At 65.3% G+C, this 19,135-nt stretch carries 19 protein-coding genes and 1 tRNA gene; 8 read left to right on the top strand and 12 right to left on the bottom strand.

What is annotated here, in order from left to right; all coding sequences use genetic code 11:
• Window positions 1-107: 107 nt before the first annotated feature.
• The 4 genes from uvrA to P2T60_RS00655 all read left to right on the top strand — a co-directional run bounded on the left by uvrA (window position 108) and on the right by P2T60_RS00655 (window position 5,607).
• Entirely contained in the window at window positions 108-3,059 is a 2,952-nt protein-coding gene (uvrA, locus tag P2T60_RS00670; protein WP_276280628.1) for an excinuclease ABC subunit UvrA, read from the top strand.
• A 210-nt stretch (window positions 3,060-3,269) separates the two neighbouring features.
• Window positions 3,270-3,824 (top strand): DUF7344 domain-containing protein, encoded by a 555-nt coding sequence (locus tag P2T60_RS00665; RefSeq protein WP_276280627.1) that lies wholly within the window; start codon window positions 3,270-3,272, stop codon window positions 3,822-3,824.
• Window positions 3,825-3,889: 65 nt separating this feature from the next.
• The gene (locus tag P2T60_RS00660) at window positions 3,890-4,981 is read left to right on the top strand and encodes a geranylgeranyl reductase family protein (protein ID WP_276280626.1); all 1,092 of its coding nucleotides are present in this window, start codon (window positions 3,890-3,892) and stop codon (window positions 4,979-4,981) included.
• Window positions 4,982-5,154: 173 nt separating this feature from the next.
• Window positions 5,155-5,607: a CBS domain-containing protein gene (locus P2T60_RS00655; RefSeq protein WP_276280625.1), complete on the top strand. Its 453-nt coding sequence runs from the start codon at window positions 5,155-5,157 to the stop codon at window positions 5,605-5,607.
• A gap of 303 nt (window positions 5,608-5,910) precedes the next feature.
• Here P2T60_RS00655 and P2T60_RS00650 read toward each other — a convergent pair whose 3' ends face one another.
• Window positions 5,911-6,651: an SDR family NAD(P)-dependent oxidoreductase gene (locus tag P2T60_RS00650; RefSeq protein WP_276280624.1), complete on the bottom strand. Its 741-nt coding sequence runs from the start codon at window positions 6,649-6,651 to the stop codon at window positions 5,911-5,913.
• 279 nt (window positions 6,652-6,930) lie between these two features.
• Between P2T60_RS00650 and P2T60_RS00645 the strand changes: the two genes are divergently transcribed.
• On the top strand, window positions 6,931-7,380 hold the full coding sequence (locus P2T60_RS00645) for a universal stress protein (protein ID WP_276280623.1): 450 nt from the start codon (window positions 6,931-6,933) through the stop codon (window positions 7,378-7,380).
• Between the two features lie 570 nt (window positions 7,381-7,950).
• On the opposite strand, the gene P2T60_RS00640 is transcribed toward P2T60_RS00645, so the two are convergent.
• Window positions 7,951-8,385, bottom strand: coding sequence for a hypothetical protein (locus tag P2T60_RS00640; RefSeq protein ID WP_276280622.1), 435 nt, complete (start codon window positions 8,383-8,385; stop codon window positions 7,951-7,953).
• 153 nt (window positions 8,386-8,538) lie between these two features.
• Between P2T60_RS00640 and P2T60_RS00635 the strand changes: the two genes are divergently transcribed.
• Genes P2T60_RS00635 through P2T60_RS00625 form a run of 3 tightly spaced genes read left to right on the top strand, consistent with a single transcriptional unit; the run spans window position 8,539 to window position 11,406 of the window.
• The gene (locus P2T60_RS00635) at window positions 8,539-9,516 is read left to right on the top strand and encodes an ROK family protein (protein ID WP_276280621.1); all 978 of its coding nucleotides are present in this window, start codon (window positions 8,539-8,541) and stop codon (window positions 9,514-9,516) included.
• A gap of 49 nt (window positions 9,517-9,565) precedes the next feature.
• Complete coding sequence (locus P2T60_RS00630) at window positions 9,566-11,002, top strand: LVIVD repeat-containing protein (protein WP_276280620.1); 1,437 nt, start codon at window positions 9,566-9,568, stop codon at window positions 11,000-11,002.
• A gap of 41 nt (window positions 11,003-11,043) precedes the next feature.
• Window positions 11,044-11,406 carry a NifU family protein gene (locus P2T60_RS00625; RefSeq protein ID WP_276280619.1) on the top strand — a complete coding sequence of 121 codons (363 nt, stop codon included), beginning with the start codon at window positions 11,044-11,046 and terminating at the stop codon, window positions 11,404-11,406.
• 60 nt (window positions 11,407-11,466) lie between these two features.
• Here P2T60_RS00625 and P2T60_RS00620 read toward each other — a convergent pair whose 3' ends face one another.
• The 10 genes from P2T60_RS00620 to P2T60_RS00575 all read right to left on the bottom strand — a co-directional run bounded on the left by P2T60_RS00620 (window position 11,467) and on the right by P2T60_RS00575 (window position 19,004).
• Complete coding sequence (locus P2T60_RS00620; RefSeq protein ID WP_276280618.1) at window positions 11,467-11,862, bottom strand: DUF5611 family protein; 396 nt, start codon at window positions 11,860-11,862, stop codon at window positions 11,467-11,469.
• 90 nt (window positions 11,863-11,952) lie between these two features.
• Window positions 11,953-13,023: a DUF7093 family protein gene (locus P2T60_RS00615; protein ID WP_276280617.1), complete on the bottom strand. Its 1,071-nt coding sequence runs from the start codon at window positions 13,021-13,023 to the stop codon at window positions 11,953-11,955.
• A gap of 89 nt (window positions 13,024-13,112) precedes the next feature.
• Entirely contained in the window at window positions 13,113-13,691 is a 579-nt protein-coding gene (locus P2T60_RS00610; protein WP_276280616.1) for a hypothetical protein, read from the bottom strand.
• Window positions 13,688-14,347 (bottom strand): SatD family protein, encoded by a 660-nt coding sequence (locus tag P2T60_RS00605; RefSeq protein ID WP_276280615.1) that lies wholly within the window; start codon window positions 14,345-14,347, stop codon window positions 13,688-13,690. Before P2T60_RS00605 ends, P2T60_RS00610 begins: the two co-directional genes overlap by 4 nt.
• Window positions 14,348-14,587: 240 nt before the next feature.
• Window positions 14,588-14,659, bottom strand: a tRNA-Ala gene (locus tag P2T60_RS00600).
• Window positions 14,660-14,921: 262 nt separating this feature from the next.
• On the bottom strand, window positions 14,922-15,533 hold the full coding sequence (locus P2T60_RS00595) for a rhomboid family intramembrane serine protease (RefSeq protein ID WP_276280614.1): 612 nt from the start codon (window positions 15,531-15,533) through the stop codon (window positions 14,922-14,924).
• Between the two features lie 191 nt (window positions 15,534-15,724).
• Window positions 15,725-16,033: a 30S ribosomal protein S10 gene (rpsJ, locus tag P2T60_RS00590; protein ID WP_115794767.1), complete on the bottom strand. Its 309-nt coding sequence runs from the start codon at window positions 16,031-16,033 to the stop codon at window positions 15,725-15,727.
• 3 nt (window positions 16,034-16,036) lie between these two features.
• Window positions 16,037-17,305, bottom strand: coding sequence for a translation elongation factor EF-1 subunit alpha (gene tuf, locus P2T60_RS00585; protein WP_276280613.1), 1,269 nt, complete (start codon window positions 17,303-17,305; stop codon window positions 16,037-16,039).
• Window positions 17,306-17,523: 218 nt separating this feature from the next.
• Window positions 17,524-18,468, bottom strand: a complete 945-nt coding sequence (locus P2T60_RS00580; protein ID WP_276280612.1) for a homoserine dehydrogenase — start codon at window positions 18,466-18,468, stop codon at window positions 17,524-17,526.
• A complete protein-coding gene (locus P2T60_RS00575; RefSeq protein ID WP_276280611.1) occupies window positions 18,465-19,004 on the bottom strand; it encodes an amino acid-binding protein in 540 nt (179 codons plus the stop codon). The genes P2T60_RS00580 and P2T60_RS00575 overlap by 4 nt, the downstream gene beginning before the upstream one ends.
• Window positions 19,005-19,135: the final 131 nt, after the last annotated feature.

Here is a 19,135-nt window from a genome sequence, read left to right as displayed (position 1 = left end):
CCCGTCTTTCCGATTACACTCCCGTTAAGTGCCCTCAATCCCTGTTACCTGTTGATGAACGAGACGGCACAGCGCACGCAAACGCATTCTCTGGGGACACGAAAACGATGAGCAAAGACTACATCGACGTGAAGGGGGCGGAGGAACACAACCTGAAGGACCTCGACGTATCCATCCCGCGCGAGCAGTTCAACGTGGTGACGGGACTGTCGGGGTCGGGCAAGTCGTCGCTCGCGTTCGAGACCGTCTACGCCGAGGGCCAGCGCCGGTACATCGAGAGCCTGTCGGCCTACGCCCGCAACTTCCTCGGCCAGATGGACAAGCCGCAGGTCGAGAACGTCGAGGGCCTCTCGCCCGCCATCTCCATCGACCAGAAGAACGCCGCCAACAATCCCCGCTCGACGGTCGGCACCGTCACGGAACTCCACGACTACTTCCGCCTGCTGTACGCCCGCATCGGGACGCCCCACTGCCCGGAGTGCGGTCGGGAAGTCGGCGAGCAGAGCGCCCAGAACATGGTCCGGCGCGTCCTCGAACTCCCCGAGGGTACCCGCGCCAAAATCGCCGCGCCGGTCGTCCGCGACCAGAAGGGCGCGTTCGAGGACCTCTTCGACGAGTTAGTCTCGGAGGGCTACTCCCGCGTCGAGGTGGACGGCGAGGAGTTCGACCTCACGATGGACCGGCCCGACCTCGACAAGAACTACGACCACGACATCGACGTAATCGTGGACCGGGTGAAGGTCTCTCCGGAGGCCCGAAGCCGAATCACCGACAGCGTGGAGACGGCCTTGGAGGAAGCCGACGGCGTGCTGAAGGTCGTCCTGCCCGACCCGCCGAGTTCGGCCGCGGCCGAACTCGGCGGCGCGACCGCTCGGTCCACGGGGGACCTCGCTGGCGAGTCCGACGACCGCCTCGTCGTGGAGTTCTCCGAGGAGTTGGCCTGCACCCACTGCGGCATCGACTTCCGGGAGATAGAGACCCGAAGCTTCTCGTTCAACAGTCCCCACGGCGCGTGCCCGGAGTGCGAGGGCATCGGCGAGACCAAGGAGGTGGACGAGGAGTTGGTGGTCCAAGACCCCTCGAAACCCCTCAAGCACGTCTTCGAGCCGTGGAGCTACAACCGGACTTACTACCGCAGGCAACTCGACAACGTGGCCGACCACTTCGGCGTGAGCGTGGACACTCCCTTCGAGAACCTGCCCGAGGACGTGCGGGAGGCGTTCGTCTGGGGCACCGACGAGAAAGTCCACTTCGAGTGGACGACCAAGAACGGCACCCGCGAGAAAGACGAGCGATTCGAGGGGGTCATCCCGAACCTCGAACGTCGATACGTCGAGACGGATTCGGACAGCACCCGCGACCACATAGAGGAGTACATGGCGGTCACGGAGTGTCCGGAGTGTGAGGGGACCCGCCTCAACGACCAGAGCCGGTCGGTCCTCGTGGACGGCACTTCGATTACGGAGGTCAACGAGATGTCCATCGGGGACGCCTTGGACCACTTCGAGGGGTTGGAGAAAACGCTGGACGACCGCGAGACCAAAATCGCCGAGGAGATTCTGAAGGAGATTCGCGCCCGTCTCGGCTTCATGGAGGAGGTCGGACTGGAGTACCTGACGCTGGACCGCGAGGCTTCGACCCTCTCGGGCGGCGAGAGCCAGCGCATCCGACTCGCCACCCAAATCGGGTCGGGTCTCGTCGGCGTCCTCTACGTACTGGACGAGCCATCTATCGGGCTTCACCAGCGGGACAACGACCGACTTCTCAATACGCTCGAAGAGTTGCGGGACCTCGGAAACACCCTGCTCGTGGTCGAACACGACGAGGCGACGATGCGCCGGGCCGACAACGTAATCGACATGGGTCCGGGACCGGGCAAGCGCGGCGGCGAAGTCGTCGTGCAGGGCGACGTGGACGAAGTGATGGACTGCGAGGAGTCGCTGACCGGCGACTACCTCACGGGCCGAAAGGAGATTCCCGTGCCAGACGACCGGCGGGACACCGACGAGCGTCTCACGGTCGTCGGCGCGCGCCAGCACAACCTGAAGGACCTGAACGTGGCCCTCCCCGTCGGCCAGTTCACCGCGATTACCGGGGTCTCCGGGTCCGGGAAGTCCACCCTGATGCACGACATCCTCTACAAGGGACTCGCCCGCGAGATGAACGACAACACCTCGGTAGACCCCGGCGACCACGACGCCATCGAGGGAATCGAGAACGTCGAGAAAGTCCGACTCATCGACCAGTCGCCCATCGGCCGGACCCCGCGGTCGAACCCCGCGACGTACACCGGCGTCTTCGACTACATCCGCGAGTTGTTCGCCGAGACGAAACTCGCCAAACAACGCGGCTACGAGAAGGGTCGGTTCTCGTTCAACGTCAAGGGCGGCCGGTGTGAGGAGTGTGGCGGACAGGGGACCGTCAAAATCGAGATGAACTTCCTGTCGGACGTGTACGTCCCCTGCGAGGAGTGCGACGGGGCGCGGTACAACGACGAGACGCTGGACGTGACCTACAAGGGCGCGACCATCGCGGACGTGCTGGACATGTCCGTCGAAGAGGCCTACGACTTCTTCGAACACGACCAGCGCATCGCCCGACGACTCGGCCTGCTGAAGGACGTGGGGCTGGACTACATGAACCTCGGCCAACCCTCCACGACCCTCTCGGGCGGCGAGGCCCAGCGGGTCAAACTCGCCGAGGAACTCGGGAAGAAGGACACCGGCGACACGCTCTACCTGTTGGACGAACCCACCACGGGTCTCCACAAGGCCGACGAGCGAAAACTCATCGAGGTCCTCCAGCGACTCGCCGACAAGGGCAACACCGTGGTCGTCATCGAACACGAACTCGACCTCGTGAAGAACGCCGACCACGTAATCGACCTCGGACCCGAGGGCGGCGAGAACGGCGGCGAAGTCGTCGCGTCCGGAACTCCCGAAGCAGTCGCCCGCGACGAGGACTCGCACACCGGGCGATACCTCCGGGACATGCTCCCCGACGTGGAACTGGACGGACCGCGGGCGGACCGCCGGGCCGCGCCAGCCACCGACGACTGACGGTTCGTTCTTAACTTGCCCGTTTCAGCTCGAATATCGTCGGCTTAACTCCGGGAATTCGTCTGTTACCACCAAAAAATGACAGTTAGTTTATAGTCAAGGCGGGCTAAGTACTGGATAACAAAGTGTGGGCCGGATGAAACTGGCGTACCGTGATGGGATGGGTGGCGGTGGCACCGACGCAACAAGGGATTGAGCGACTTCGGTAGTATGAGTTCGGCTGATAAATCACCGGGGCAAGAAACACTGTCCGAAGACCTCATCTTCGACGTGTTGAAGAACCGGCGACGGCGATACACGCTGCATTACCTCAAACAGCAGGACCGTCCGGTCGAGCTGAGCGAACTCGCCGAACAGGTCGCGGCGTGGGAGAACGACACGACCGTCGAGGGGTTGTCGGCCAACGAGCGTAAATCGGTCTACACCTCCCTGTATCAGACGCATCTCCCGAAACTGGCGGACGCGGGTATCGTAGATTACAACCAGAACCGAGGGGTAGTAGAGCTATCGGAGAACGCGGCCCAACTGGAAGGGTATCTCCGGCCGCAGGACGACTTTCCGTGGATTCGGTACTACCTCGGTCTCGCGGTCGTGAGCGCGGTTCTCGTCCTCGGGGACCTGCTCGGCGTCCCGCCGTTCGACGCGATTCCGGACGAGATTTGGGGCATTCTCATCGTCGCCGCGTTCGCGGTTTCGGCGGCGACTCACTACCTGCGACGACGACAACTCGCTCAGCAAGAGGCACCCCCGAACGTCGAGGGGTAGACCTAACACGTCGAAGGGAGCATAGAGCGGAGAATACTTGGGCCGGAGGGTAGTACGCCCGAGCGATGTACGACTTCGTAGTCGTCGGAGCGGGTCCCGCCGGGTCGCGGTTCTCCCGACGGGCGGCCGAACGGGGGTACGACGTGCTGGTACTCGAACGCGGCGAGGTCGGTAAGCCGCTTGCCTGTTCGGGCCACGTCAGCACCGACATCTGGGATTTCACACCCGAGGGTGCGCGCGAGGACCTCCTCCAGAACGAGGTGTACGGCGCGCGCTTCCACGTCGGCGGACCGGAGAGCGCCGACTACCAGTTCTACAAGCGCGAGGTCGTCTCGAACGTCATCGACCGCGTAGGACTCGACCGACGACTCGCCGAGACCGCACGGGAGGCGGGCGCGGACCTCCGGGAGAACCACAGCGTCTCGGGCGTCGAGGAGTACCGCGACCACGTGGAGGTGACGGTCAACGCGCCCGACGGCACCGAGACGTTCGAGGCCCGGATGGTCGCCGGATGCGACGGTCCGGTCTCGCGGGTCCGGTCGGAACTCGGCCTGCCCGACCCCGGCGAGAAACTACAGGGCGTGCTGGCGTTCTCGGAGGAAGACGACCCCGGCGACTACGTGGACGTTCACCTCACCGCGCCGCGCTTTTTCGCGTGGCGCATCCCGCGCGGGGACTCGGGCGTCGAGTACGGACTCGCGGCCCCGCCGGGGTCGGACCCGACCGCGAAGGAGTTGTTCTCGGAGTTTACCTCGGAGTACGACGTGGAAACCACTCACTTCTGCGCCGGGATGATTCCGGTCGGTCCCGCCGAGAAGGTGACGAGTCGCCGCGGGTTCCTGATTGGCGACGCCGCCGCTCAGACCAAGCCGTTCACCGGCGGCGGCATCCTCTACGGCATGACCGCCGCGGACCACGCCGCCCGCGAAATCGACCCCGAGCGTCCGGGGACGCTGGCCGCCTACGAGGACGCGTGGCGCGACGACTTGAGTACCGAAATCAAACTGGGCCACTGGATACGGAAGGCCTACTCGTTGCCGGAACCGGTCCAGCACGCCGGACTGGCGGTGTTCGAGGGCGAAATCGGCGTCCACATGGACAAGCCGACCTCGTTCTTCTCGAAGGAGCATCTGAAGAAGTTGTTGTCGCGAGCATGAGAAACGGCGATTCGAAATACCACGGACCGCGACTTCGAGCAACTCTGTGAGGACGAGGACTTCGAGTACGTCAATCCCGTTCCAGAGACAGTTCTGGAGGAATTTCACGCCGTAGGCACGTAAGCCGCGACGGTAATCCCAACAAACACGTACCGCCCGCGACACCTCCCGGTATGCTCGTTCGAGACGCCATGACGACCGACGTGGTGACGGCGGCGGCCGACGCCTCGGTCCGCGAGGCGGTCGGCCGGATGCTCCGCGCGGGCGTCGGGAGCGTCGTCGTCACCCGCGAGGGGAACCCGGCGGGGATTCTGACCGAGACCGACGCGCTGAAGGCTGGCTATCACGCGGAACGGCCGTTCGGCGAGATTCCGGTCTCGAAGGCGGCGACCGACTCGCTGGTGACGACCTCGCCGGGGACGACGATTCGCGGCGCGGTCCGCCAGATGCGCGAGAACGACGTGAAGAAGCTGCCGGTGGTGGACGGGATGGAAATCGTGGGGATGCTGACGATGACCGACGTGGTGCGCGCACAGGAGAACCTCGTAGACGAGGCGGTTCGACTGGAGGAACGACGGCAGGGGTGGACGAGCGAGGGGAAGTCGTGGGGCGGGGACGACGACTGAAGTGGACCAACTGTGTTTTCACTATTTTTACCGGAGTAGTGTACTCACGCTATATCAGAACTAACACTGTTTTGTGACCGTCTACATTAAATAGACTAAAAGAAATCGCAGAGAGATAGCATGAGTGGAGTGACGGAAATAAAGCCGAGAATGTACACGGAGGACCTCTCGGAGGAAGAACGGCGCGAAGAGTACTCGCTGTCGGAAGAAGACGTAGCAGAACTCCGGGCCCGAATGTTCGGGACGGCAGACGTAGAAGACGAATAGGCTCCGCTCGATTTTCGTCGGTAACTCGGGGAGTCGTCACACCCGCTCTGGCAACCACCCGCCGTCCACCTCGACGTTCTCGCCGCTGACGTACCCGCTGTCCTCGTCCACGAAGAACAGCATCGCCTGAATCACGTCCTCGAAGTCGGCGGGTCTGCCCCGCGGGAGTTCGTCGGGGAACTCGTCGGAGTTCTCGACCACGTAGGGCGAGACGGCGTTGACCGTGATGCCCTCGTACTGGGTGTCGTTGGCGAGCATCCGGGTGAACATCAGCACGCCCTGCTTGGCGATGAAGTACGGCGCGTTCTTCGGACTCACGAGACCCTTCTCCGCGCTGGCGTACCCGACGTTGACGATGCGACCCCACGCCTCCTCGCGCATCTCCGGCAGGGCGCGCTTACAGCAGAGGTAGGTTCCGTTGACGTTGGCTTGGAGGACGGTGTTCCACTGCTCGAAGGAGATGTCCTCCCAGTGGCGCGGCGCGAAGGGACCGACGTTGTTGACCAGCACGTCCACGCCGTCAAGTTCGTCTTCCACGGCGTCGAACATCGCGTCCACGTCGTCGGGGTCGGCCACGTCGCCCTGTACGGTCGTCGCCGCGGGTGCGCCGCGTTCGCGGGCGGCGTCCGCGACTTCCGCGGCGGCGTCGGCGCTGGAACGGTAGTGGACCGCCGCCGACGCGCCTCGCTCGGCGAGCGCGAGCAACAACTCCCGGCCGACGCCCTTCGCGCTTCCGGTCACGAGCGCTGTCCGTCCGGTCAGGTCAGGTCGTATCATGGCTTGGAGTTTGGCGTCGGCGTATTTCTGCGTTGAGGCTTCGGCGCGGAGAGCCGCGGAGTAACATTATCCGTTTCTTTAGAATTAAAATTCGTTGCTCAGAATGTATTTCCATTTCTTTCGCCCGTGTTCAGGATTCCGGTCGGCCGTCGCTTCTGAAACGAAGCGACGGCCGACCGGAGGGCCGCGACCGGCGGACGGGGACGGACCGCGGCGACTGGCCCATCAAAAATCGTCGCGGCCACATACCATTAATATCGAGACGGTACACCATTCAGTATGGCATTAGAAACCATACTGCTCGCGGTCGGACCGGGAGACGCCGACCGCACCGAGGAACTGGCCCGAGCGGTCGTAGACGTAGCGGGACCGTCGGGCGCGAACGTCGTGTTGGCCCACGTCTTCACCGACGAGGAGTTCGACGGCGTGGTGAGTCAACTCGACTACGACCCGGCGGGCGACATCGACCCCGACGAGGTGGCCACGCGCCACGCCACGGTTCGGCACCTCACCGACGCCTTCGACGACGCGGGCGTCTCGTACCACGTCCGGGGCAGAGTCGGCGACCACGGCGAGACCATCGTGGAGTTGGCGAACGAAGTCGGCGCGGACCGCGTGGTCGTCGGCGGACGCAAGCGCTCGCCCACCGGGAAGGCCGTCTTCGGAAGCACGGCCCAAGAGGTGATGCTCAACGCGCCCTGCCCCGTCACGTTCGTCCGCGGCGACTGACTTTCCGGGGCGTTTTTTCGGGTGTCGTCTGCGAGTTCTGTAGTCGCTGTCATCGGAGTCGTCGCTGGTGGTTCTGTGGTCGGTGTTGTTGTGGTCTCTGTAGTCGCGGTTTCTGTGGTTGCAGTCTGTGTCGTCGGCGTCGTCTCTGTCGTCGGTGTTAGAATTGCTGTTCCTGTCGTCGCTGTCGTCGGAGTCGTCGCTGTGGTTGCGGTCTCTGTCGTCGGAACCGGAGAAGCGGAAGCCACCGTCCCTTTCATCCACCGGCGGACGAACCGCGTCCGCCGAGGTCACACTCGCTTACTCGCGGTTGCACCGTTCGCAGTCGCGGCGCGGAGCGCCGCGCACCGCTCGCGCAGACACCCAAACCGGCCGTTGGTGGGCCGGGCGCTACTGGCGGTTGGTGGGCCGGGCGCTACTGGCGGTTGGTGGGCCGAGCGCTACTGGCGGTTGGTGGGCCGAGCGCTACTGGCGGTTGGTGGGCCGAGCGCTACTGGTGGAAGTCGCACCGAGCGTTCGCCGGTGGTTGGTCGGGCCGGGCGTCGCGGCGTCGAACTCCGGGTTTCGCGCGTCCTACTCCCGAGACCGGGCCTTCCACTCGCGCTCCTGTCGGCGCTCGGCGACGTGGCGGCGGCCGTCGGCCACCGACTCGCGGGCGTCGGTACCGAATTGCTCGGCGTGGGCCAGCGGCCCGTCCTGAAACGCCTCCAACACGCCGTAGGACCACGTGTCGCCGACCACCCCGCGCGGGAGCAGGTCGTCGCGCAGGCCGTCGGCGAGTTCGTCGTATCCGGCCTCCCGCAGGGCGTCTTCGGCCTCCGCGAGGTGGTCCATCGCGTGGCCCGTCGCGTGGTGGAACTGGACGAGGTGGCCGTGCGCCCGGTGTAGCCACTCTACGCCGAGTTCGACTTCGTGGAGCGCCTCGACTTCCGCGTCCGAGAGGTCCGACCCTGCGGAGTCGGGACCAGCGGGGTCGGCGTCGGGCGCGTCGTCGCTGTCTGAACCCATGTACCTCGTTACCACCCACCGTTTGTTAACCCTATCGCGGTCCCTCGACTGCCGTCGTGGTGAGCCGCCGACAGAACAGCGCCACGAAGTGTCATACTCGTCGCCGAGTAAATGCTTGTAGTTAAGTGCGGCCGGACCGTCCTACCGGGGTGAATGGCGTACTACGCGGGCGTTGACCTCGGTGCGACGAACGTCAGGGCGGCAGTCGCCGACGACGAGGGGGACGTGGTGAGCGTCCACCGCTCGAACACACCCAACGGACCGACCGGCATCGCAGTGACGGAGGCCGTGCTGGAGTGTCTCCGCGAAGCGTGCGACGCCGCTGACCTCGACCCGACCCGGATACGGGCGGCGGGCATCGGCTCTATCGGACCGCTGGACCTCGCGGAGGGCGTGGTCGATAACCCGGCGAACCTCCCGGACACTATCGACCGAATCCCGCTGACCGGTCCCGTCGGCCAACTCATCGACAGCGAGAGCGTCTACCTCCACAACGACACGAACGCGGGCGTCATCGGCGAGCGATTCTACAGCGACCGCAACCCCGACGACATGGTGTACCTGACCATCTCGTCGGGTATCGGCGCTGGCGTCGCCGTGGACGGACAGGTCCTCTCGGGATGGGACGGCAACGCGGGCGAGGTGGGCCACATGGTCGTGGACCCGCGGGGCCGACGCACCTGCGGGTGCGGCCGAGAAGGTCACTGGGAGGCGTACTGCTCGGGCGAGAACATCCCCAAGTACGCCGAACTGCTGGCCGAGGACGCCGGGAACCTCGACACCGAACTCCCGCTGGACGACCCCGACTTCTCCGCGGTGGACGTGTTCGAGGCCGCAGGCGAAGACGAGTTCGCAGACCACGTAATCGACCAACTCGCCCACTGGAACACGCTCGGCGTGACCAACGTCGCGCAGGCGTACGCGCCGCTGGTCGTCTACGTCGGCGGCGCGGTGGCGTTACAGAACGAAGAACTCGTCGTGGACCCGATTCGAGAGCGACTCGACGACCTCGTGTTCAACAACGTTCCCGACGTGCAGTTGACCACGCTCGGCGACGACGTGGTTCTGAGGGGGGCCATCGCCAGCGCTCTGACCGGGGGCACTGGCGACCGGACGAATTCCGTGGTCTGACGCGGCGTCTGCCCTCCCTTTTATCCACTTGCGTCCCGTTGATACAGCCATGCACCGCCGCGATTTTCTTCGGGGGGTTACGGGGTCGGTCGCACTCGGGTCGGTCGGAGTCACCGCTGTCGGAACCGCGGCGGCCCATCCCGGACCGTACCGACCGTTGGGGAACGTGCCGGTCACGAACGCGAAGGAGACCGTCCCCGACCCGAGTGGGGACTTCGCCTACGTCGCCGCGACCGGCGGGTTCGCCACGGTGGACGTGCAGGTCCCGAGCGACCCTCGGGTCGTCTTCGAGAAGCGGAACCTACTGGCCGACCGCGAGACGGGTCCGCTCCGGTTGGTTCAGGACGTGAAGGTCGAAGGCGACCGACTGGTGGTCGCCGGACCCGCGAACCCGCTTCAGGGCGACGTGTTGCAGGGGTTCTTGCTCTACGACGTGAGCGACCCCGCGAACCCACAGCGAGTCGCGTTCCACGAAACCGAGTTCCCGATTCACAACTGCTTCGTCCGGGACGGAATCGTCTATCTCACCGGCAACGGCGTCGAGACCAACGCCCTCGTGATGGTAGACGTGACCGGCGACGACCCCGTGGAGGTCGGGCGCTGGTCGCTCGCCGACCGCGACGGGCGGTGGACCGACGTGCCCTCGGGACTCTGGGCCATCCACGACGTGTGGGTCCAAGACGGCCGGGCCTACCTCGCCTACTGGGACGCCGGAACCTACGTCCTCGACGTGAGCGACCCCGCGAACGTCTCGTTCGTCAACCGAATCAAGGGCCGGTCGCTCGACGCGCTTCTGTCCGTCCCGAGCGAGAACGCCCGGACCGAGAGCATCCGCCTGCCGGGCAACGCCCACTACGCGACGACCAACGACGACGGCACCCTCCTCGGAATCAACCAAGAGGCGTGGGAGGCGGGCGGAGAGGGGACGCCCGGTGCGGTCGAACTCTGGGACATCTCCGACGTGAAGAACCCGAAGCGGCTCTCGACTATCGGCCCGCCGCCCACGTCCGACCCCACCATCGGCGGGACGTGGACCACCTCCCACAACTTCGACATCGTGGGCGACCGCCTGTTCACCTCGTGGTATCAGGGCGGCGTGAAGATACACGACATCTCCGACCCCGCGAACCCAAAGGAGTTGGCGTGGTGGCGAAAACCCGACGAGACCTCCTTCTGGACCGCCAAGCGCGCGACCGACGGCTTCTTCGTCGCCAGTAGCATGGGTCGCCGGAGCAACGGCAAGGGCGGTCTCTACACCTTCCCGATAGAGGACGCCACCGACAAACCACAGAAGGACCCGCCGTCGCTGACGACCGAGGCCGACGGAAGCGCGGCCGAGACGACCAGCGAACAGGCGGCCCTCGCGGGGGACACGACCGCCCAGTCCGAATCCGACGCCGCCACGGGAAGCACGCCGGGGTTCGGCGTCCCGGCCGCCGTCGCCGCACTCGTCGGGGCGGGCGCGTGGCGACGACTTCGGAAATAAACCCAAAGTCCTACCACCCCCGCACACCCTACTCACTCACAATGACCGACGAGGACGACTCCCTACAGGCCCGCGTCGAGCGGTGGCTCACCGGGCAGATGCCCATCATCAGCATGCACGGCGGCGAGAGCGCCGTCCGGAAGGCCGACCCGGAAAGCGGCGAGGTGGTCGTCGAACTCGGCGGTGCCTGCTCGGGGTGTGCTATCAGCCCTCGGACCGCCCAGAACATCAAACTCGACCTCGCCAAGGACTTCGAGGAGGTCGAGGACGTGACCGTCCGAGTCGCCGACGACGGCACGAGCGGATGGGACGTAGACCAACCCGAGAGCGTCATGGGCATCGACCGCAACGAGGGCGGCCGCGGGGGTCGAGGCGAGGGGTCGCCCAACAGCGACCACTTCTAATTCCGGGGACAGCGCCGTCGCTACGGCGGGGCCAGTCCCGAAGAAGAGAAAGCTATAGAGTTACGAGACGCCGTCGGGTTTCTCGGCGTCGTCTTCGACCTGCCGCTTCATCGAGTCGCGGCGGGCCTTGGCGTCACGGCCCGTGGCTTCCAGCAGGAAGTCGTTTTTCTTGTCCACGGCGTCGGCGGCGGCGTCGGCGTGACCCTCGGCGATGACCTCCTCGGCGTCTCGCTCCTCGAAGTGGACGGCGAGTTTGTCCTTCTTACCGCTGTACTCGGCCGCGCCCGCGAGGATGCGGTCGAAGACGGGGTTGTCGGGGTCCTCGACGACGTAGAGTTCGTGGCCGTTGTGTTCTTCGGTGCCGGTGACTTCGCCGAAGTACTCCTCGACTTTGGCCTTCATGTCCGGGATGCGGTCATCCAGATGTTCGCCGCGTCGCATCTTGTACTCCTTCATGGTAATCTCCCTTTGGTCAGGGTGTCCTAAACCCTTTTCGCGTCGTTCTTCCTCTTGAATCCGGCGTTCCCTTCGCTTTAATCTGCCTTTCTATTCCTGCGCGAGGTACCCCCGAGCGCACTCGGGACAGATGTCGCCCGCGCGGAGCGACGACCCGGAGACGGTCTCACGGTAGTCGCACTCGGGGCAGACGAACTCGGCGTCCACGTCGGGGTCCTCGGACGGTCCGGAGAACGTCGGTGCCTCCGCACCGGCCGAGATGCCCGAGGAGAGTTCGGTGTCGTTTCCGCCGCCGTCGCGGGCCTCCAAGGTGTCGCCGTCCGCGTTGACGAACTCGACTTCCTCGCTCTCGTCGTCGGCCACTCCCTGTGAGGATTCCGGGGTGAGACCGCCGCCGAACTCCACGTCCGAGCGGGCGCCGTCGTCGGGTTCGGCGTCGAATCCCTCGTCCTCTCGGCCGACTTCCGGCCAGTCGCCGGGACCGCTCTCGTCGGTCTCTGCCGGATGGGTGGTCTCGGCGTCGGGCCACTCGCCGGGCGTGCGCCCGTCGTCGCCGGACCCGCCGTCGTCGTCCAGAATCACGCCGTCGTCGTCCGCGGCGGAGGGCGACTGCTCGAAGTCGTCCGCGGCGGTGTCGCTCCGGGTCGCGCCACCGGTCGCGTCGGCCGAGGCGGACGACGGCGAGTCGGCCGAGGACGACGAGTCCGACGACCCCGACGAGTCGGTCAGGATTTCGGCGTCGTCTCCGCTCGCGTCTACCCCTGCGTCGGGGGTCGTGCCGACGCCTGCGCTCGCGCCCACGCCCGAGTTCGCACCCGCACCAGCGCCCGCGTTCACGCCCGAACTCGTTCCCCCGCTTGCGTCCGTGTCCGGGCCTGCGTCCGTGCCCGCGCCTGCGCCTGCGCTCGCGCCGGGGGCAGTTCCCGCGTCCCGCGAGGAGGGACTCACTGCGGGGTCTTCCTCCGCGGCTTCGAGGTCCGGGGCGGGCGATTCGAGGGCGGTGACTTCCTTGTTCTCGGTGACGACCTTTCGGTCGCCACACCGCTCGCACTCCTCGAACTCCCGGACCGTGACCACGACTTCGCTTCCCTGCTCCTCGCGTTCACGTTCGATTTCTGCCTCCCCGTAGCTGTGGCCGAGGAGCGAACACCTGAGACTCATTGTACTTTTCCTTACGTTCATGCATGGTAAACCCTGTGTTTCCGCGTATGACGGGCGTCAGACGGCGTGGGCGAGTGGGGACGACTCGGCTACGAAATCAGTCCGACGAGCGACCCGAAGAGGTTCGCCTTCACGATTCCGCGGAGCGCGACGTGAAGGAGTAGCCCGACGACCACCGAGTAGGTGAAGTTCGCCATCGTCCCGGTCAGGTAGTAGGAGGTGTCGCGCTGGTCCATGTCCGACTTCCGGACGATGGACTTCGCCGCGAAGATGACGCCGAGCGCGGTGTACGCTTCGAGGAGCATCAGCGACAGGACGAGGACGTTCTCCGCCTTGCCGATGGCTTTCCCGGTGTCCCCCGCGTCGCGTCCCTCGTCGGTCGTCTCGGTAGTGCCGCCGTCCGTCTCGGTGCTGGTGTCGCCCGCCGGGTCCTCGTCGGGAGCGACGACTTCGCCGCTCTCGTCACGGCCGTCGCGCGCGTCGTCGCCTTCCGAAGGTCGTTCGACGCCCGCGTAGTTCAGCGTCCAATCCACGACCCACGTACTCGTCCGGAGCAGGACCGCGAGCGTGGCGACGACGAGGACGAGCGTCCAGAGGCTGTAGTCGAGGGCGTCCACCAACACCGGCGCGTTTCCGGCGAGTTCGGTGGCCGCCTGCGTCTCGTTCATGCTTCTCCCTCGTCGGCGTCGAGACTCGGATAGCCACTCACCGTCCCGGCGAGTCGCCGTTCGAGGGCGAGTACCTTCGGTCCCTTCGTGTTGGCCAGCACGTTCGAGACCGCCTGCGGCGAGACGGCGAGCGAGTCGGCGACCGCTTTCTGGCTATCGAGTTCCTCGTACTTCGAGAGAACCTCGACCTGTCGCTCGGTCCACTCCGCCCGGAACATGTCGAGCAAGTTGATTTGGCCCGACAGCAGGTCGTCCACGACCGGAACCGTCCCCCGCAACTCGAAGGTGAGGTCGGCGTCCTCCAACTCCGCGAGCAAGGCGTCGGCTCTGGCGAACGCCGGGCCGTCCATCGCGGCGACATCGGCGCTCGCCGCGTTGACATCGATTTCGCCGACGACCGCCGCGAGGCGAATCTGTTGGGGGTGGAGCGCGAGCGCGAGGCGGCGCTGAATCTCCACCACGGGAGGGACCGCGTTCAACACGCCGCCGATTTCGTCTACGCCCTTCAACACCGCGAACGGGGCCCGAAGTGACTCATCGAACTCGTCGTTAATCGTCGCAAGCGTCGATTGGAGGCGGTCCCGAAACGCTTCTCTATCCTCGATTCGGCGCGAGTCCACCACGTCGCCGAGGACGACGCAATATTTTTGTACCATGAATGTTCGAGTCAACCCGTTCCGGTTTAGAATCGCTTACTAAACCCGAATCGGTTGATTCTGTGGACCACCATTATATAAATCCTTCGTAGGTCGAGGCGCTCGGAGTCCGTCGAGAAGGTTCGGCGAACCCAGAGAACCGACGCGCTCGTGACGACGGGGGTGCGACCGCCCGTCGCGTCGGTTCGCCGAAGCGGTGAGCGCACGAGGCGCTCACCAGTTAGCTCCCGCAAAATCGAGTGGACTCGCTGGGATTTGAACCCAGGGCCTCTTCCTTGCGAAGGAAGCGATCTACCGCTGATCTACGAGCCCGCGAACGCAGTAGTTCGTAACGCGCCCACTTATTAGAACCTTATGTTTCGCGGCGGGCGTGGGGGAGAGTGTTCAGCAAGGCGTAGCCGTCGCCGTCTCTCGACTACGCGACGGGAACAGCGCCGGAACAGACTGCCTCGAAACTCCCGCTCGTCGGTTGGGCCGTCGAGCGGGAGACCGCCGTAATTCCGTCATGGACAGATATTCATATGTCTAGAAAAGTTCTAGCATTCTCTAAGCAATGTTTAGACACTCCCGTAGCTCACACCCGGAGGAGTCGAACGCGCCCGGCGACCAGACCGAGCGCGAACCCCGTGAAGTGAGCGACCAGCGCCACGCCCGGTGACGCCGTGAGCAGGGTCGCGCCCGCGGCCAGTCCGAACAGAAGCGCGACCCGCGCGCGTCCGCCGAGCGGAAGCCACCCCATCACCGCGTCGGTGACGGGGTTGCCCGCGATCAGGTACCCCAGCAGGCCGAAGACGGCACCGCTCGCGCCGAGGACGGGCGTTCCCGGTCCGACGAGTCCCGAGACGACCACCTGCGAGACGCCCGCGAGCATCCCCACGGTGGCGAAGAAGGCGTGATAGCGCCACGTCGTCGTCACGCGCTCTACGGCGAACCCCACCAACACGAGAACGATAGCGTTCGAGACGAGATGCGTGACGTTGGCGTGGGCGTAGACGCTCGCCAGCAGGGTCCACGGCCGGACCGACACCGGCGACGCGAGGACGAACAGCCCGAACGCGAGGCTCCGAGAGACGAATCTCACGGCCGTCTGGAGCGCGAAGACGACCAGAAACACCGCGAGCGTCTGTACCGTCGGGCTTCCGGCGAGGAGGGACCCCGAGTCGAGTTCGTCCGACTGGTAGCTCACGACTCGGTTCCTCCGCTCCGTCGAAACGTCTGCGTCGGCCGTCGCACGCACGTCCGTTCGTCGGGAGCGGTCAAAAAGACCGGGGAGCGTCGCGCGTGCGCGGCTATCGAAGCGAAGAAATGGAAAAACGTCCGCCGGTCGAACGGCGGGGTCGCGTACTCCTCGAACTGACAGGAACGGAGAACCGTCCCTCAGTCCTCGAGGACGATTTCGATGCTCACGTCGTTCGGAACCTGAATCCGCATGAGCTGACGGAGCGCGCGTTCGTCGGCGTCGATGTCGATGAGACGCTTGTGGACGCGCATCTCCCAGTGTTCCCACGTCGCGGTCCCCTCACCGTCGGGGGACTTGCGGGTGGGAATCTCCAGCGTCTTGGTCGGAAGCGGGATGGGTCCCGAGAGCGAGACGCCCGTCTTGTTCGCAATCTCACGAACGTCGTCGCAGATGTCGTCTAAGTCTTCGGGACTGGTTCCCGCCAGTCGGACGCGTGCTTGCTGCATGCGTTATGGCTCGTTGACGCTGAGGACCTTGCCAGCCGCGATGGTCTGACCCATGTCACGGATGGCGAAGCTGCCGAGTTCCGGAATCTCCGACGACGGCTCGATGCTGAGCGGCTTCTGCGGTCGAACCGTGACGACCGCGGCGTCGCCGGACTGGATGAAGTCGGGGTTCTCCTCTGCGACCTCTCCGGAGGCCGGGTCCATCTTCTTGTCGATGGATTCGATGGTACACGCGACCTGCGCCGTGTGAGCGTGGAAGACCGGCGTGTAACCGTCCGTGATGACGCTCGGGTGCTGCATCACGACAATCTGGGCCTGGAACGTCTCGGCGACGGACGGCGGGTCGTCGGCGGGACCACAAACGTCACCGCGACGGATGTCGTCCTTGCCGATGCCGCGGACGTTGAACCCAACGTTGTCGCCGGGTTCGGCCTTGGGCACCTCTTCGTGGTGCATCTCGATGGTCTTGACCTCGCCGCCCACGTCGCTGGGCTGGAACGAAACGTTGTCGCCCGTGTTCAGGATACCCGTCTCGATACGTCCGACGGGGACAGTACCGATTCCGGAAATCGTGTACACGTCCTGAATGGGCAGACGGAGGTCGGCCTCCGTCGGCGGTTCGGGCGCTTCGAGACCGTTGAGAGCCTCGAGGAGAATCTCGCCGTCGTACCAGTCCGTGTTGTCGGACTCCTCGGCGATGTTGTCGCCCTCGAACGCGGAAATCGGGATGAAGCTCGCGTCCTCGGTGTTGAACTGAACCTGCTTGAGCAGGTCCTGAACCTCGCCGACGACTTCCTTGTAGGTGGACTCCTTGTAGTCCACAACGTCCATCTTGTTGATGCCGACGATGAGTTCGTTGATACCGAGCGTACGGGCCAGGAAGACGTGTTCCTGAGTCTGGGGCGCGACACCGTCGTCGGCGGCGACGACGAGGACGGCGTTGTCGGCCTGAGATGCGCCCGTAATCATGTTCTTCACGAAGTCGCGGTGGCCCGGACAGTCGACGATAGTGAAGTAGTACTCGTCGGTGTCGAACTCCTGGTGGGCGATGTCGATGGTGACACCACGCTCTCGCTCTTCGGCGAGGTTGTCCATGACGTAGGCGAACTCGAATCCGCCCTTGCCCTTCTCTTCGGCTTCTTCTTTGTGCTGTTCGATGACGTGCTCGGGTACGCTCCCCGTCTCGTAGAGGAGTCGCCCGACCAGCGTACTCTTTCCGTGGTCAACGTGGCCGATGATGGCCAAGTTCTGGTGCGGTTTGTCTTCGCTCATTTGTATCTCACGCGCAGACGCGCTCTGTCGGAATCTTTTGGCAGAAGCGGTTAAAACCATTTCGATACGCTATGCTGTCCACCCCGCCGCCGGACAGCGGTTATTGCTAGACTATCGCACGATTTCCCCCGAGCGACGAAAAGTCGTTCGGAAGCGATGGTCGAAATGGGTGGTCGAAACGACCGGCCGAAGCGACCGGCGTCTCGGTCGTCCGGAACTCAGTGGTCCAGAAGGTTCACGTCCGCGAGGACCGCAGTCGCCGTCTCGGGACCGCCCGCGCCCCGGCCGCTCAGGTTGAGACGCCCCGCGTGGTCGGTCTCCAGTTGGACGATGTTTCGCGTGCCAGAGACCGCGAGCGTCCCGTTCTCCGGGACGAGTCGCGGCCCGACCCGGACGCCCGCGGGCGTGGCCTCGCCGATGAGTCGAATCGTCCGGCCGTCTTCGGCGGCGAGTTCGAGCGCGTTGCCCGGCAGGTCCGCGATGCCCTCGACTTCGGCGTCGTCGAGCGAGTACTCGCGGTCCCCGAGGACGTTCGCCAAGATGACGCACTTCAGGGCCGCGTCGGTTCCGTTCACGTCGAAAGAGGGGTCGGCCTCCGCCACCCCGAGGTCTTGGGCCTCCGCGAGGACGTGTTCATAGCCCAGTCCCTCCGCGGCCATCCGCGTGAGGACGAAGTTCGCGGTCCCGTTGAGGACGCCGCGCGCGGCCGAGATGGTGTCGGGACCGTAGCTTTCGATGGTCGAGAGGACCGGAATCGCGCCGCCGACCGTGGCCTCGAACCGGACTCGTCCCTCGCTGTCGCGTTCCAGTTCCCGGAGGTCGGCGTATCGCTCGGCGACCGGTCCCTTGTTCGCCAACACGACGTGCCGGTCGCGTTCGAGCGCAGTCCGCACGTGGTCGAAACCGGGTTGGGCGTCACCGAGCGTCGTCGGCGTGGCCTCGACCAGCACGTCGTACTCGGCGTCGAGGGCGTCTTCGGGGTCGGCCGACCCGACGCGACCCGCCTCTTCCTTCTCGGAGAGCGCGGCGGCCACGTCGATACCCTCCTCGTCAACCGCCGCGGTAGACGAGTCTGCGAGTGCCGTGACCTGATGGCCGTACTCGCCCGCGAGGTCCGCGACCGATTGGCCGACCGCGCCAGCGCCGAGGATTGCTAGTCTCACGCCGACCCCTCCAGTTCCGTGAGGGGTTCGACCACGCGGAGGTCCTTGCGTTCGGCCACCTCGCGGACCGCGCGGACCACCTCGCCGGTCGCGCCGGTCTCGGCCGCGAGTCGGAGGCGGGCGCTGGCTACCTCGCTGGTGCCGCCGGGCGCGGACAGGGACACGTCCGAAACGGAGGCGTCGGCCTTCGACTCGATGGACGAGAGCGTGTCGGAGAAGTCGCTCTCGATGACGTTGCCGACCAGCAGAATCGACACTTCCTCGCCGTAGCGTTCCGCGCCCGCCTGAATCACGTTGACGCCCGCGTCCCGGAGGGCGGCGACGAGAGAGTCGAACCGGTCGGGCGGACATTCGAGGTCAACCTCGACCGGAATGTGGCCTCGCGGGGTCAGTGACCCGCGTTCGTGGAACACCGAGAGCAGATTGCCGCCGTTGTCCGCGATTGGTTCGAGCGCACCCAGCAGTTCGCCGGGTTCGTCTACCAGTTCGAGGCGGACGGTGTACGCCCGCAAATCGGTCGTAGCGTCGTCACTCATGGTGGTACTCTCTCACGCGTCGTCGGGTATAAGGCTTCAGGCGGTCACAATACTGGCCGAGCGACCCCACGTCGGTCGGAGTCGGGTCGGGAGGCCGTATTTGTCACGGGTGGAAGGTACCAATTACCACA

This window comes from Halorussus caseinilyticus (genome assembly GCF_029338395.1).
Classification (GTDB): Archaea; Halobacteriota; Halobacteria; order Halobacteriales; family Haladaptataceae; genus Halorussus; species Halorussus caseinilyticus.
The sequence above is the reverse complement of the archived record's forward strand: the minus strand, read 5'-3'. Positions and strand labels throughout refer to the sequence as shown.